Here is a 14,517-nt window from a genome sequence, read left to right as displayed (position 1 = left end):
TGGGCGGCAGGCGAATGTGATGGCTTACATACCGGCCATTTCGTGGAACTCTTCCACTGAGGTGATAGGGGTTGTCGGCAGGTCATCAAAGGACTCGCCAAACCACTTTTCCTGCAGCTCGGCCAGGCGGCCAGAATCACGCAGGTGGCTCATAAAGTCGGTGATATAGGCCAGCAGTTGTGGGCTGTCTTTAGGCATCGGCCAGGCAACATAGCCAGGACCGGAGACCGCTTGACCGGCTTCAAATACGTCAGGGCGTTCACTGATCAGGTCATTAACCGGCACGATGGAGTTAATCACGTAATCGACACGACCGTTGGCCAGGTCAGCGTAGATTTCTGGATAGGCCTCATACTGCATTACGTCGCCCAGCTCGCCACCACTCTCTTCCAGCATGACCTCCAACTCTGGCAGGCGCGATAGCAGTGCACTGCCCGCCTGAACACCCAGCGTCATACCACTTAAGTCTTCAATGCTGTTGATACGGTCATCACCTGCCCGCTTAATGTAAAAGTGCTGTGCCGATGCAAACGGCGGCGCGTAGTTAAACACCCGCAGGCGTTCGTCGGTCACCGACGCGCCGGTAAGTGCCATGTCGTATTGGCCCGATGAAACCGAGGCCAAAAGCCCCGTCCAAGGCAAAATATCCTGGCGGACTTCAAAGTCAGCGTACTCCTCAAGCTCAATCAAGATGTCTTTGATAAATCCATCGGGGTCGCTGCCACTCATAAAGTTAAACGGCGCGTAGTTATCTTCGGTGGCCACGCTCATATAGCCACGGCTCTCTATTTCATCTAAATCCGCAGCGGAAACGGTCAGTGACGCACTTAAAGCAAGTGCGCCGATGCTTATTGCGGAGGCTAAGGCAGTTACTTTTTTCATCGTCTGATATCCCCTAGGTTTTCAAAAATACGCTTTTAAAAAATACGTTTTAGAAAAAGCAGTCAAAACATCGCTCGCCTTTGCGTTTGCAGCGGGTCTGCAAACAGTTGGGCGATATGCAGAAGCTGACTTCACCCTAGATTTTTATCCTCTCTGCGATTAGAGCCAGTTAGCGCAAATTAAAAGGACAGTTACCGATAGCCGCTGCCGACAACAGAACTGGCACGAAAGATGCTTTTGTTTAAGGAGAGATGCTTGAGTGAATGGGCTAGACGGCCAGGGTTTTGAAGAGGAGATGTGCATGACATCGCTGTGTCTTGAGGTCGACCCTAACGCTGGCGCCTGCCTTCAAGAACAACTACGCAAAACGCTGCTGGAAGCGATTCGTATGGGCAGTTTACCCAGCGAGGACGCGCTGCCCTCCTGCCGCAAGCTTTCACAACAGCTGGGTATTTCGCGTAATACGGTGGCGATTGTTTACGAAAAGCTGGTCGAGGATGGCTATTTAATAAGTCGCCCTCGTAGCGGCTACTATTTACACCCTGATTATAGCGACCCTCAATCAACGCTTAGTTCATCACTAACAGCGTTAACCGAAACCAATAACGGCGCAATAAGCGCACCAAACTGGCACAAACGCATTGCTCAGCGCCCTACTAACTACCAAGGAATCCTCAAGCCCGGCAATTGGTCGGAATATGCCTACCCGTTTATTTACGGCCAGTTAGATACGCGACTTTTTCCGTTAGCCCAGTGGCGAGATGTTTCTCGGCGCTTATTAAGTTCGCAACGCGATAAACCCTGGCTGCGCGACCGTATTGACCAGGACGACCCGCTTCTGATTGAGCAATTGCGCAAACGTATTTTGCCGCGCCGGGGAATTTTTGCTCGCTCAGAAGAAATTCTGATCACCATGGGAACGCAAAATGCACTCTATTTGATTGCCCAGTTGCTCTGCCATCGGGGCACCCGAGTGGCCCTGGAATCTCCCGGTTACCGCGAGGCAATGAATGTGTTTGCTCAGCGCCGAGCCAGTCTGCAGTTGCAAACCGTGGATACGGAAGGCATGCGTCTTGAGGGGTCTCAGCAGTGTGACTATCTGTACGTCATGCCCAGTCATCAGGTGCCCACGGGCGTCACCATGAGCCGCGAGCGACGCGAGACTTTGCTGGCCCAGCTACCCCATCGCGACCAAATCGTGATTGAGGATGACTACGACGCCGAGATTCATGGCGACCAGTTCGCACTGCCAGCCCTCAAAGCCAGTGCGCAGAGCGCGCGAATTATCTACATGGGCAGCTTATCCAAAGCGCTCTCGCCTGGGCTGCGCATGGGTTATGTCGTGGCCGATGCTGAAGTGATTGACGAGCTGCGAGCGCTGCGCCGCATGATGTACCGTCACCCACCCGCCGCGTTACAGCACCAGCTGGCACAGTTTATTTCACAAGGCTATTACGAACGCTACCTCAAGCTCCATGTGGAGGAGATCGACCGGCGGCGCGACACGATGCGGCTCGCTATTGATCAGGCATTGCCCGGCTGCCTCAGCCACAGCAGCAGTCGTTCCAGCGCCTTCTGGATGGAAGCGGATGCGGGCATCGACACTCAGCGGCTAGCCTGGCATGCCGCCCAGCGGGGTGTGCTCATTGAACCCGGCTTCCAGCACTTCTTCGATGCCGCCCCGCCGCGGCGCTTTTTCCGGCTAGGGTTTGGCGCCATCGAGAGGGAGCGTATCGACCCAGGCATACAGCGCCTGGGCCTCGCCTACGATAACGCCCTGAGTACTTTAACAACGGGCACTTAAAACGGGCATTTAAAAACCAATCTAGCGTGATGCCGTATAGTTTTTCAACACGCGATCCAAGATGGCTAAACCCTCCTCTACTTCAGCGGCCGTTACGATACACGGCGGAACCACATGGATGCGGTTCTCAACGGTAAAGACCAGCAGTCCGTTTTCCATTAATTGCTGCTTGAGTTGCAACACTGCCGCCCCTGGCAGTGGTGTTTTGTAAACCGGGTCGCTGACGAGCTCTAAAGCGTGAAACACTCCAACGCCCCGCCAATCTCCAATGATGGCGTATCGCTCGGCAAGCTGTTGCAACCCTGCGGCTAACGGGCCATTACCCACCGCGTCAGCGTTTTTAACCACGCCCTCTGCTTCCATCGCATCCAGGGTCGCGACTATCGCCGCCATTGCCAGCGGGTGGCCGGAATACGTCAGACCGCCGACAAAGAAGTGGTCATCGAAATAGCGTGAGATGGATTCAGAGATAATCACGCCCCCGGCAGGCACATAGCCCGAGTTCACCCCTTTGGCGAAGACGATTAAGTCCGGCGCCATGTCGTAGTGTTCAAAAGCGAACCAGCGCCCTGTGCGACCAAAGCCAGCCATCACTTCATCTAGAATCAGTACAATACCGAACTCATCGGCGAGTTTTCTAACGCCCTGAAGATACGCCTTCGGAGGTAACAGTACGCCAGCCGTACCGGGAATGGTTTCCAGCAGGATGGCCGCGACCGCATTAGCACCTTCGCACTCAATTACCCGGCGCAGGTGTTGCAACGCCCGCTCACACTCCTCCTCTTCATTGCGCGCCCAAAACTCACTGCGATAAAGGTAAGGGTTGAAGAAGTGCACATGGCCGCTGGCATACTCATTGGGCACCCGCCGCCAATCACCGGTGGCAGCAATCGCTGAACCGGTGTTGCCGTGATAGGAGCGGTAGGCGGATAGTATTTTGCTTCGCCCGGTATAAAGACGCGCCATACGAATGGCATTTTCATTGGCATCCGCGCCCGCATTGGTGAAAAACACCTTACTAAACCCAGCGGGCGCTTTGGCGATAATGCGCTTGGCCGCTTCGCCCCTAGCCAAGTTGGCATGGGCGGGGGCAATGGTACATAGGCTCGCGGCCTGGGCTTGAATCGCGCTCACCACTTTGGGGTGCTGATGGCCGATATTGGTATTGACTAACTGGCTACTAAAATCCAGATACGAGCGCCCCACATAGTCCCATACGCGACACCCTTCAGCCCCTGCAATCACCATGGGGTCTAAACTGCCTTGCTGTGCCCAGGAGTGGAACACATACTGGCGATCTAAGGTGTGTACATAAGTATTATCCACACCGCTTTCGGGTGGATGTGAAGCGGCAATATTGGTATTCATAGCAAGCACCTTAAGTAATCCGTTAAGAAATAGCGTGCTTGCCAGCCTAGTGAGTCAACCGTTTAGGCTGTAGGGCCAGTCGTTACATACCAGAGGGACAGACGAGTGATGTCACAGTAACGGGCACGAACTGGCTCTAAAGGCTTGAACCAGCGTTGCTTACAGTGATGTCAGAACTCGCCCCATCGCCTTTTAATCATTTAAATAACGTGGAGAGATTGCAATGCCTAGCGTACTTATTACCGGAGCGACGTCAGGGTTTGGTAAAGCGGCTGCCCAGCGCTTTGCCAAAGCGGGCTGGTCATTGATTTTAACCGGGCGACGCGTAGAGCGCCTCAAAGCACTTGAAGAGGAGCTTTCCAAGCAGGTTCCCGTGCTAACGCTGGCGCTGGATGTCCGCGATAGTGACGCGGTGACTGACGCCATTAGCAACTTACCGGAAACGTTTCTGCCGCTGACGTGTTTAATCAATAATGCGGGGTTAGCCCTGGCACCGGAACCGGCGCAAAAGGTGGCGCTGGAGGATTGGCACACCATGATCGACACCAATATCACGGGGTTGGTCAATGTGACACACGCGGCGCTGCCGCTGCTGCTGAAAACCGGTAAAGGCGCGAGTATTCTCAATCTCGGTTCCGTAGCGGGACAGTGGCCCTATCCAGGCGGGCATGTGTATGGCGCGTCGAAAGCCTTTGTTCAGCAGTTCAGCTACAACCTACGCTGCGATCTGTTAGGTACTGGCGTGCGAGTCACTGACCTGGCGCCCGGCATGGCAGAAACCGAGTTCACGCTGGTCAGAACTAAAGGCGACCAGGCCGCTTCGGATGCACTTTACCGGGGTACGACGCCACTTCAAGCAGAAGATATCGCCGAGCAGCTTTACTACTTGGCCACGCTGCCCGCCCATATCAACATCAATCGCTTGGAAATTATGACCGTTCGTCAGGCATGGTCAGCGTTTGCGGTTGATCGCGACCCGGCTTAAGCCTGCTGCGCCGATTTTAATAGGCCACCCGTTGAAACGCGATACCGCCCTTGCTCTTTGACTAGATAAAGGGCGTTATCCACTCGCTTCATTACGCTTTTGACCGATTGTTGATACATTCTATTTTACTCATCCTTGTAAAATAGTCGTGCGGTCATGAGGCTCAACGTCAGCCGATCTCGATACCCACAGCCGATAAAGCGCAGGGGTAAAGAAAAACGACACTAGCGTCGCTAAGAGCAGTCCAAAACCAACGGTTTGCGCGAATGGTGGCCATAGCCCACCGGTAGCCAACATCAGCGGAATTAAGCCTGCAAAGGTAGTGACCGTGGTCGAAACAATATGCCGACTGGTGGGGCCACTGATCACCGCCAGCATGGCATCGATATCGCCTCGGCGGGCGGCTTCATCGTCATCAAAGGCAGCAATAATGATAATAGTGGCATTAATCGCTACCCCTACCAGCCCCATAATGCCGACGATAATCACAAAGCCAAACGCATGCCCGCTTAGTAGCAGCGCCACAATGCCCATGCCCATCGCCTGGGCGCCGGCAATAAACACGATGGCGGCCCGCCGAAAGGAGTTAAATGCCAATACCACGGTGGCCACCATGGCTATGACCAGCAGCACCACCGAGGCAAGCAACTTGCCCACGGCATCATCTCGCTCGGCGGCTTCACCACCGGTTTCGATTCGGTAACCAGGGGGCAATTGAAACGCCCCCGACGCCAACGCTGCCTGAAGCTTGGCATCCAACTGAGCCATGGAGACCGCCGGAAGAGCGTCGGCCACCAGGTACCCTTGTACCAACTGCATCCGTTCAGCGTTACGGCGGGTAATCACGCTCCAGGCAGGCGTGAGTGACACCTCTGCCACCGCCGCCAGTGGCAGTCCCTCAGCTACTTGATCGCTGACCAGGCGCAGCGCCGCCAGCTGTTCGGCGTTAGTGCGCCACTCATCGGCGTAGCGCACCCGCACCGGTAGTTGCTGGGTGTCCTCCAGCAACATGCCTGCCGATTGCCCCGAGAGCGCGGCCCCTACTTGTTCCGCTAGCCGCTGCGGCGCTAGCCCCGCATCACTCAGTGCGGTGTGGTCGATATCCAGGGTTAACCTGGGCAAATCACGCTGCATGCCAGCGCGCACATGGGTCACCTGAGGCAGTTGATGCATTAAGCCCGCTAGCTCAAGTCCCAGCGATGACAGCACTGATAGATCATCACCATAGACACGTAGCTCAATCGGGGCTTTAAACGGCGGCCCCTGCTCATACTTGCGCACTACGCTTTGGGCCTGGGGGAAATGCCGATCAAGCGCCTGCTGTAAGGCGGGCACCCGTTCATTAGTGATTTGTAAAGACGCTGTGTCCACGATTAGGTGCAAAAATGCCGGGTTGTTATCCTCATTGGTAAGCACGTTGTAGTACATCATTGGTGCGCTTTCACCGACAAACGCCGAGACGCGGGTGATGCCCGGCAGCTCACGAATCATGGCATCGACTTCATGGGCCAGTGCTTCGGTGTTGGCCATACTGCTGGCGGGGGGCAGGCGCACCTCGATGTGAAACTGGTCGCGGTCTGCGGGAGGAAAAAACGCCACGTCCAGCGTGGGCATCAACGCCATGCCACCCACGGGCACACACAGGGTGATGATCATGGCGGCCCAGGGGTGACGCAGCGCGCTGCGTACCGTACGGCGGAAGCCGCGCTTGAGCATCCCACTGACGCCGTTATTTCGAGGCGTTGGAGGTTTATCAGCGACCCTGGCTAACAGCATGGGTGACAGCGCAGGCACCAGCAGCAGCGAAACCAGATAAGAACTTACCAGTGCGACCATCACCGCCATGGCCAGGGGCCCCACGAACTCCCCCGCAGGGCCTGGCATCAACACAATCGGCATAAACGCCAATATGGTGGTTAAGGTGCTGGCCAGCAGCGGCACCGCTAAGTGGCGTAATGTGTCCCGGGTAGCGGCAAGCGCTGAATCACCTTTCAAAAAGCGCTCGCGCAGGGCGTTGGTCATCACAATGGCATTGTCGACCATCAGCCCCAGCGCCACGATAATACCGGTAATGCTCATCTGGTGAATATCGATACCCAGCGGCTTGAAGAACGCCAGGGTGAGCAGAGCCGTGGCGGGGATCGCCAACCCCACCGTCACCGCCGAGCGCCAGCCCATGGTGATGAACAGGATCGCTACCACCAGCGCTAACCCCATCAGCAGACTGCCAGCCACGTCACTTAAACGCTGGTTGGTGTAACTGGCCTGTTCGAAAACCTCTTCAACCGCGATACCGACAGGCAGCTCATCGGCGAACACCGCCAACTGCTCTTGTGCTTTTTCCACCCAGCTATCAATTCGCTGGCCGGGCGCCATGCGTGCGCCGACATACACCGCTCGTTCGCCGTTAAGCAGTGCCACTGCGGCGGGCGGGTCTTGCACGCCCCGGCGTAGCTCAGCCAACTCGCCAAGTCTTACGGTGTGCCCCTGCCGAGTCGTCACTTCTATCTCGCGTAGCCTATCGAGCGCATCAAACTCACCGCTTAGCCCCACTGTCAGCCGGTGGCCGTCGGTGACCACTTCACCAGCGGTACGTCGTCCATCGCTTGCCTCAATAGTGGCCGCTAATTGCCCGACGGAGAGCCCCAAGGCGTTCAGTTCAAGCGGGTTAACCCTCACCTCAACCTGCTCCCCCGCCACGCCAAAGCGGTGGGTATACTCTGTGCCAGGGACGTTTCTAAACGCTGCTTCCAAACGCTCGGCGTAGCGCTCCATCAGTTGGGGATTGGGCGGGGTATCCAGTGTCCAGCGCAATGCGGCCACGATGCTAAATGCGTAGCCCCGATCATCCAGCAGTTCCGGCGTTTGCACGCCGTCAGGCAGGGTAGGGGCGACATCGGCCAGCTTGTCGCGCACGCGGCTCCACACCGGCGTTACATTGGTCACGGCATCCTCAAGCTCAAGGCTAATCACCGCAATGCCCTGGCGTGAGGTGGATTCCAGCACGTTAATCTCAGCGATGGTGCGTAGCTCATCCTCAATGGGACGCGCCACTAAAGCTTCGACCTGCTCGGGGGTGGCGCCAGGAAAAGGCGCAAGCACGGTGGCCATGCGCGCCACCAAATGGGGGTCTTCCGCGCGTGGCAGCGTTTGAATGGCCGACAGCCCGGCGACAACGAGAAGGCCCAGGGCTAGCGCTAACAGTCGACGGTTAAATAACCACTCAAGGCGCTTCATAGGCCACTTCCTCGCTTAGCGTGACCTGCTGACCTGGCGTTACACGGTGGGTGCCACCGGTAATCAGCCGCATGCCCGACGCCAGCGTGCCGCGTACAAAGGCCTGGTCTCCTTCGCTATGCAATAGCTCCACGCTGGCCTGGGCCACACGGTAGTGATCGTTCTCTAACGGCTCGGCCACCAATACGTTCCACAGGCCACGGTCGGCGGCTTGCAGGGAATCCAACGGCACCCAGTATCCGTTTGCGGGCTCTGTGATCTTGTAGCGCAGCTCTGCCAGATCGCCGGGCACGGCATGGTCTGGGGTTTCCAGCGACACCACCAGCGTCTGGGTGCGACTGTCGCTATCAACCTGGGGGAGCCGAGCACGTACCTTACCGCTGACTTCCTCACCATTCACCATCAGCTCAACGGCTTCACCTGGCGTAAACGTCGCGGCCAGCGCTGCGGGTAGGCCAAGATGCGCTTCTAACTGCTCGACATCGATAAGATCGAAAGCGGTAGTGCCGCTACTCACCAAGCTGCCGACACTGACATGGCGCTCGATCACTCGTCCGCCGAAGGGCGCTTTTAACGTGCTGTCATCCAAATCGGCGGTAAGGCTATCGCGCTCGGCTGCCAGCGCCGCCAGGCGAGCCTGGAGGGTCAGTCGATCTGTCCGGGCCTGATCCAGCGCCGTGCGGCTGGCAAAGTTATTCTGGTTTAGCTGCGCTTCACGCTCCTCCTGGCGCTGAGCCAGGGCGAGGCTGGCACGGGCTTCTTCACTGCGTGCAGCTACCTCTGCTAAGCGGCTTTCCAATCGACGGGTATCCAGCGTGGCAAGCACATCCCCCTGTTCAACAGCATCGCCTCTGTCTGCTGACACAGCACTGACCCGCCCCGCGGGTTCGAACGCCAGCGATACCGACTGGCGCGCCACCACACGTCCGGTTAAGCGCACATCGCGTTGCAGTTGCTCGGCTTGCTCCAGGGCCTTGGTCGACACCTGTAACAGGGCGTTATCAGCGCCTTGCTGGCGGGTCTGTTGAGCACTGCTGTGCTGACTGGAGAGAGAAAACACCGTCGCCAGTGTGCCACCTACCATCAACAGCGCCGCCAGCGTGCCGCGAAACCGGTGGTTCCAGGAAGTTTTTAGAGGAGTGCCCATGTTCGCCTCGAAATGGTTTATTCTTGAACGATACCGTTCACTATAATATTTGTACGCTCACGTTCAATATTTATTTACTCAATAGCCCGGATTGCACCGAATGACAGAGCCCCAACATACATCGCCTGAACCAAAGCGCCGCGCTGGACGACCCAAGGATATGGCTAAACGGGATGCCATGATGGATGCGGCGACGTGTCTGTTTTTTCGCCACGGTTTAGAGGGGGTAACGATGGAAGCCGTTGCCCGGGAAGCGGGGGTTTCCAAAGTCACAGTCTACGGCCACTTTGTGACCAAAGAGGCACTGTTTGGCAGTGTGATACGTCGCGAAACCGAAATCATCCGCAGGGGATTAGATAAACTGCCCGACACCCACGAGGGGGTTCGCCAATCATTGATCGAAGTCGGCATGAGCTTAGTGCACTTTTTGTTGGAACCCCATGTCTTGGCGGTTGAGCGGGTGATGAACACTCAGGGAGAGCAGCACCCTGAGCTGCTACAGGCTTTTTTTGAGGCAGGCCCTTGGGCCACTAAGCAGTGGCTGCAGGAGAAATTGGAGGGACTAGCCCAAACCGGGCATTTAACGCTTGGCACACCCACGCTTGCCGCCAGCCACCTGTGCAGTATGTGGCAAGGCATGTTGGTCACAGAAGTCCGCATGGGCATTCGCCACCTCCCCAGCGATGAAGAGCTGCATCATCAGGTCAGTAGCGCCGTGGATGTGTTTTTGGCGGCGTATGGGACGCCCTGTAGAGATAATAACGGTTGAGTCACCCTCTACCTTAACGCTGCTCAAGCACACCGATTAGTGCGGGTATTGGCAGGCTTTGATCCTCTACCGATTTATACAGGTTGCGGACGGCTTCAGCGATACCTCCCTCCACGGCAAGGTCTTCGGTCATCGTGTGGTAATAACCAAGATCCTTGCTGGCATTGGCAACGCTAAACTTAAAGCCTGAAGGGTCATTATCAGCGATATAGGGGCGCAGCCGCTCGAGTACTACCCCACCGCCACCACCTGCGCCAAGCACTTCAAGCAAGGCGGTATCGCTGATGCCTGCTTTACGTGAAGCGACAGTGGCCTCCGCCAATACCGCAGAAAACCCAAGCGAAACAAAATTATGCAGCAGTTTAAGGGTATGCCCCGCGCCCACATCGCCCGCATGGGCAATATTTTCGGCAAAGCCCTGCAGCAGAGGCAGCGTTTCATCGAACAGTGCCTTCGGCGCACCGACAATCAAGTTGAGCCGCCCTTCAGCCGCTTCTTTGGGGGTGCGCGTCATGGCGGCATCCATAAAGCGCCCGCCAGCCTCTGTGACTCTGGCAGCGACCTTTTCTGTTGAACTGGGCAGCGCAGTGGAGCAATCCACCACGACACAACCGGGCTTTAACCCCGCTAATACGCCGTCGGGTTCAAACAACACGGCTTCTACTTGAGGCGAGCCGGTGACGCATAAAATCACCACCTCAGCACTCTGGGCCACCTCTCGTCCTGTATTCAACGCGATGGCACCGGCTGCCAATAGCTCATCTGCTGGCTGGTTACCGGAGTGGTTCAGAAAACTGACCTGATGGCCTGCGCGTAGCAGGCTACTCGCAATCCCATGGCCCATGAGGCCCACGCCGACGATGCCTACTTGGCTGACTGATGTCATTGTTATCACCTTAAAGCTGGTTCGTCCGTTAATGTTTAATCGCGATAGTTTTAATCTGTGTGTAGCTTCGCAGGCCCTCAAAGCCTTTTTCCCGACCGTGCCCGGAACGGCCAACACCACCAAATGGTAGCTCTACACCACCGGCGGCACCGTAGTTATTGATGAATACCTGACCGCTGCGAATCCCTTTGGCCAAACGGAGCTGGCGGCCACCATCGCGCGTCCAAATACCGGCACAGAGTCCAAAATCGGTGGCATTAGCCAGCGCCAGAGCTTCCGCTTCGTCCTCAAACACCTGCACCACCAGCACTGGGCCAAACAGCTCTTCTTGAAGCACTTCATGCCCTTCGGGAATATCGGTGAGTAGTTGAGGCACGACGAAGTGGCCGCCACTTGGCGCGCTTGCCGCTAACTGGCCTTTTGCCGCCACGCGAATACCGTCGGCTTCGGCGGCCGCCAAGCGCGCTTCCAGCTTGGCTTTTTGACGCGCATTGATCAGTGGGCCACAGTCAGCGTCCGCTTCGCCGGCATCACAGCGCAGGGCAGCGAAGCGCTCGCTGAGGTTAGCAACCACGCTTTCTGCGATCTCCCGCTGCACCAGCAAACGGCTGCCTGCAGAGCAGGTCTGTCCGGCATTCTGGATAATGCCTCGCACCACCGCAGGAAGCGCGGCATCAAGATCCGCATCAGCAAACACTAACTGAGGAGACTTACCGCCAAGTTCCAGGGTGACGGGTACATGATGCTGCGCGGCCGCCTGAGCGACATAGGTGCCGGTCTCTGGCGAGCCGGTAAAGGAGAGATGATCAATGTTTGGGTGGGCAGCGAGGGCAGCACCCGCTTCAGCACCAAGCCCTGGCACCACGTTGAGTGCACCCGCCGGAAGGCCATGATCCACTGCCAGTTGCGCTAAACGCAGTACGCTTAAACAAGCATCCTCCGCGGGCTTGAGTACAACGGTGTTACCCGCGGCCAGCGCCGCCGCTACGCAGCGCCCGAAGATCTGTGAGGGGTAGTTCCAGGGAATGATTTGCGCACACACGCCGTAGGGCTCACGCAGGGTCATGACCGCGAAGTCGGTCTCAAAGGGGATGGTTTCACCGTGAAGCTTGTCCGCCGCCCCGCCATAGAAGCGAAAGTAGCGCGCGCAGGCACCAATATCGCCTCTGGCTTGAGTCATGGGCTTCCCGGTATCAGCACACTCAAGCTGTGCCAGTTGCTCGTGATGCGCCTCGATAATATTTGCAAAGCGTAGCAACCATTCGCTGCGCTGCCGGGCAGACCAACTCGCCCACTCGCCCAATTGGCCGGAAAACGCCTGGTGTGCCGACTCAACGGCTGCCTTTACGTCACCCTCCTGGCTACGTGCTATACGTGCCAAAGGCTCACACGAAGCTGGTGCTTCTACTTGTAAGGTAGTGGCCGTATCAACCCACTCACCACCAATCAGCGCCTGCTGAGGCGGTAACACTAATGCATCTTGCATATCGCACTCCTTTAATTGTCATTGTTCGGGTAATGCTAAAAAGCGACAGGATTCAGGAAAACATTAACCGTAAAAAGCAGTCACCAGCCCCATGGAAATCCACGGCATATAGGTAATCGCCATTAGGCAGGCCAGCACCACCAAGACAAAACGCAACAGCCATGGCAGCATTTGATCGATCGATATTTTGGCGACCGCACAGGCAGCAAAGAGGTTTACGCCTAGCGGCGGCGTAATCATGCCAAGCGCCAGATTAACCACCATCACCAGCCCAAAATGAACGGGGTGGATACCGAACTGAATGGCGATGGGCGTCAATATCGGTGCCAACACCAGAATAGCGGCGGAAGTTTCGATAAACATGCCGACAACCAACAGCAATGCATTGACCACCAGCAAAAACATCAGAGGATCATTGATGGTGTTGGTGACCAGAGTGGCAATTTGCGCGGGCAGCCCCGTTCGGCTTAGCAGAAAGCTGAAGAGCGAGGCGGCGGCAATAATCAGCATGACGGCAGCTGTTGAGACAACGCTCTGGCGCATAATCGGCCACAGGTCATCGACCTTCAGTTCACGGTAGTAGAAACCGCCAACGATCAGGGCAAAAAACACCGCCACGGCGGAGGCTTCAGTCGGGGTAAATATCCCGCCATAGATACCGCCAATCACGACCACCGGCATCAGCATCGCCACCCAGGCACGCTTTACCGAGATCATAAAGCCGGTACTGTCTTTATAGTCGTCCTTGCCGTAACCGCGGACTTTGCAGAACAGGTAGAGAAAGAGTATCAGCGCGCTGCCAATCAATATGCCGGGGCCAATGCCGGCGAGGAACAGCTGACCAATGGACGTATCGGTACTCACGCCATACAGAATGAGAGGAATCGACGGGGGGATAAGCACACCCAGCTCAGCGGATGACGCCTGAATGGAGGCAGCCAAGGGCTTAGGGTAGCCATGTTTTACCATCGCCGGAATCAAGATGGCGCCAATCGCAAAGGTGGTGGCCACACTGGAGCCTGACACCGCCGCAAACATCATGCAGGTCAGCACACAGGACATCGCCAAGCCACCCTGCACCTTCCCCACAATAGATTTGGCTAAGTCCACCAAGCGCTGGGAAATGCCCCCTGCGGCCATCAAATTCCCGGCAAGAATAAAAAACGGGATCGCCATCAGCGGGAATTTATCGATGCCGATAAACATCTGCTGCGGCACCAACAGCAGCGGCAGGCGAGTAAAGAATTCGATGCCGATAATTGACGCCAGGATAATCGAAATCGCGATCGGCACGCCGAAGGTGAATAGAATGATCAGCGACAGGCCAATAACCATATTCATGACTGCGCCCCTCCTTTAGGGAGATGGCCATCTTCAACCAACGCCTTTTCAGGGGTAATTTCGCTATTCTCCGGCCCTACCTTTTCACGTCCACTGAGCTGCGCTAAAAGCCGAGCCGCAACAGCCACAATGGCAAAACTTGAACCCGTGGGAATCGCCGCATAGGCCCACGACATCGAAATATTCATTCCCGACATGGTTTGATTGCTCACCCGCATCGTCATTTGGATGCCGTAATGGATCAGCACCCCAAGCACCAGCAGGCAGCACACCACAATGAGCACCTCTAAAAGAGTGAGAAAACGCGCAGGTACCACTTTATAAACGACCTCCACCGCCATCATGTAACCGCCCCGAAAGGTGGCGGCAGCGGCCATAAATACGCACCAGATCATGGCAGCGCGGGAGGCGACTTCCGTCCAGGTAGAAGGGGCGTTAAACACAAAGCGGGTGAGCACCTGATAAAAGCTGAGGGTTACCGATATCGCCAGCATCACCACTGCAATCAGCATTGCAAGCCGGGTTAACTGATGCTCAAAACGAAGAAATACCGCTAGCATAAGAGATCACCATGCCAAAGCGGCCTCCGGCGTTTCCGGAGGCCGAGGAGGG

At 56.6% G+C, this 14,517-nt stretch carries 11 protein-coding genes; 3 read left to right on the top strand and 8 right to left on the bottom strand.

Going from position 1 to position 14,517, the window contains the following annotated elements; genetic code table 11:
• Positions 1 to 24: 24 nt before the first annotated feature.
• Positions 25 to 882: a transporter substrate-binding domain-containing protein gene (locus ACW17M_RS13470; protein WP_027957105.1), complete on the bottom strand. Its 858-nt coding sequence runs from the start codon at positions 880 to 882 to the stop codon at positions 25 to 27.
• Positions 883 to 1,183: 301 nt separating this feature from the next.
• Here ACW17M_RS13470 and pdxR point away from each other — a divergent pair, with 301 nt between their 5' ends.
• On the top strand, positions 1,184 to 2,686 hold the full coding sequence (gene pdxR, locus ACW17M_RS13465) for a MocR-like pyridoxine biosynthesis transcription factor PdxR (RefSeq protein WP_035538833.1): 1,503 nt from the start codon (positions 1,184 to 1,186) through the stop codon (positions 2,684 to 2,686).
• Between the two features lie 21 nt (positions 2,687 to 2,707).
• Here the strand turns inward: pdxR and ACW17M_RS13460 are convergent, their stop codons facing one another.
• Positions 2,708 to 4,054: an aspartate aminotransferase family protein gene (locus ACW17M_RS13460; RefSeq protein ID WP_202606157.1), complete on the bottom strand. Its 1,347-nt coding sequence runs from the start codon at positions 4,052 to 4,054 to the stop codon at positions 2,708 to 2,710.
• 223 nt (positions 4,055 to 4,277) lie between these two features.
• Between ACW17M_RS13460 and ACW17M_RS13455 the strand changes: the two genes are divergently transcribed.
• Positions 4,278 to 5,039 carry an SDR family NAD(P)-dependent oxidoreductase gene (locus tag ACW17M_RS13455; RefSeq protein ID WP_022521639.1) on the top strand — a complete coding sequence of 254 codons (762 nt, stop codon included), beginning with the start codon at positions 4,278 to 4,280 and terminating at the stop codon, positions 5,037 to 5,039.
• Between the two features lie 129 nt (positions 5,040 to 5,168).
• Here the strand turns inward: ACW17M_RS13455 and ACW17M_RS13450 are convergent, their stop codons facing one another.
• Both ACW17M_RS13450 and ACW17M_RS13445 read right to left on the bottom strand, forming a co-directional pair.
• Complete coding sequence (locus ACW17M_RS13450) at positions 5,169 to 8,276, bottom strand: efflux RND transporter permease subunit (protein ID WP_457547611.1); 3,108 nt, start codon at positions 8,274 to 8,276, stop codon at positions 5,169 to 5,171.
• Positions 8,263 to 9,423: an efflux RND transporter periplasmic adaptor subunit gene (locus tag ACW17M_RS13445; RefSeq protein ID WP_009285962.1), complete on the bottom strand. Its 1,161-nt coding sequence runs from the start codon at positions 9,421 to 9,423 to the stop codon at positions 8,263 to 8,265. Before ACW17M_RS13445 ends, ACW17M_RS13450 begins: the two co-directional genes overlap by 14 nt.
• A 100-nt stretch (positions 9,424 to 9,523) precedes the next feature.
• Between ACW17M_RS13445 and ACW17M_RS13440 the strand changes: the two genes are divergently transcribed.
• The gene (locus tag ACW17M_RS13440) at positions 9,524 to 10,192 is read left to right on the top strand and encodes a TetR/AcrR family transcriptional regulator (protein WP_457547610.1); all 669 of its coding nucleotides are present in this window, start codon (positions 9,524 to 9,526) and stop codon (positions 10,190 to 10,192) included.
• 13 nt (positions 10,193 to 10,205) lie between these two features.
• Here the strand turns inward: ACW17M_RS13440 and ACW17M_RS13435 are convergent, their stop codons facing one another.
• From ACW17M_RS13435 to ACW17M_RS13420, 4 genes are all read right to left on the bottom strand, one after another.
• A complete protein-coding gene (locus ACW17M_RS13435) occupies positions 10,206 to 11,078 on the bottom strand; it encodes an NAD(P)-dependent oxidoreductase (RefSeq protein WP_041158739.1) in 873 nt (290 codons plus the stop codon).
• Positions 11,079 to 11,106: 28 nt separating this feature from the next.
• Positions 11,107 to 12,564 carry an aldehyde dehydrogenase family protein gene (locus tag ACW17M_RS13430; protein ID WP_342584066.1) on the bottom strand — a complete coding sequence of 486 codons (1,458 nt, stop codon included), beginning with the start codon at positions 12,562 to 12,564 and terminating at the stop codon, positions 11,107 to 11,109.
• A gap of 63 nt (positions 12,565 to 12,627) precedes the next feature.
• Positions 12,628 to 13,905, bottom strand: a complete 1,278-nt coding sequence (locus ACW17M_RS13425; RefSeq protein ID WP_027957114.1) for a TRAP transporter large permease — start codon at positions 13,903 to 13,905, stop codon at positions 12,628 to 12,630.
• Positions 13,902 to 14,465: a TRAP transporter small permease gene (locus ACW17M_RS13420; RefSeq protein ID WP_009285964.1), complete on the bottom strand. Its 564-nt coding sequence runs from the start codon at positions 14,463 to 14,465 to the stop codon at positions 13,902 to 13,904. Before ACW17M_RS13420 ends, ACW17M_RS13425 begins: the two co-directional genes overlap by 4 nt.
• Between the last annotated feature and the right edge of the window lie 52 nt (positions 14,466 to 14,517).

Source organism: Vreelandella sp. 2A-K22, assembly GCF_054065485.1.
This window is presented reverse-complemented; position numbering and strand designations above follow the sequence as displayed.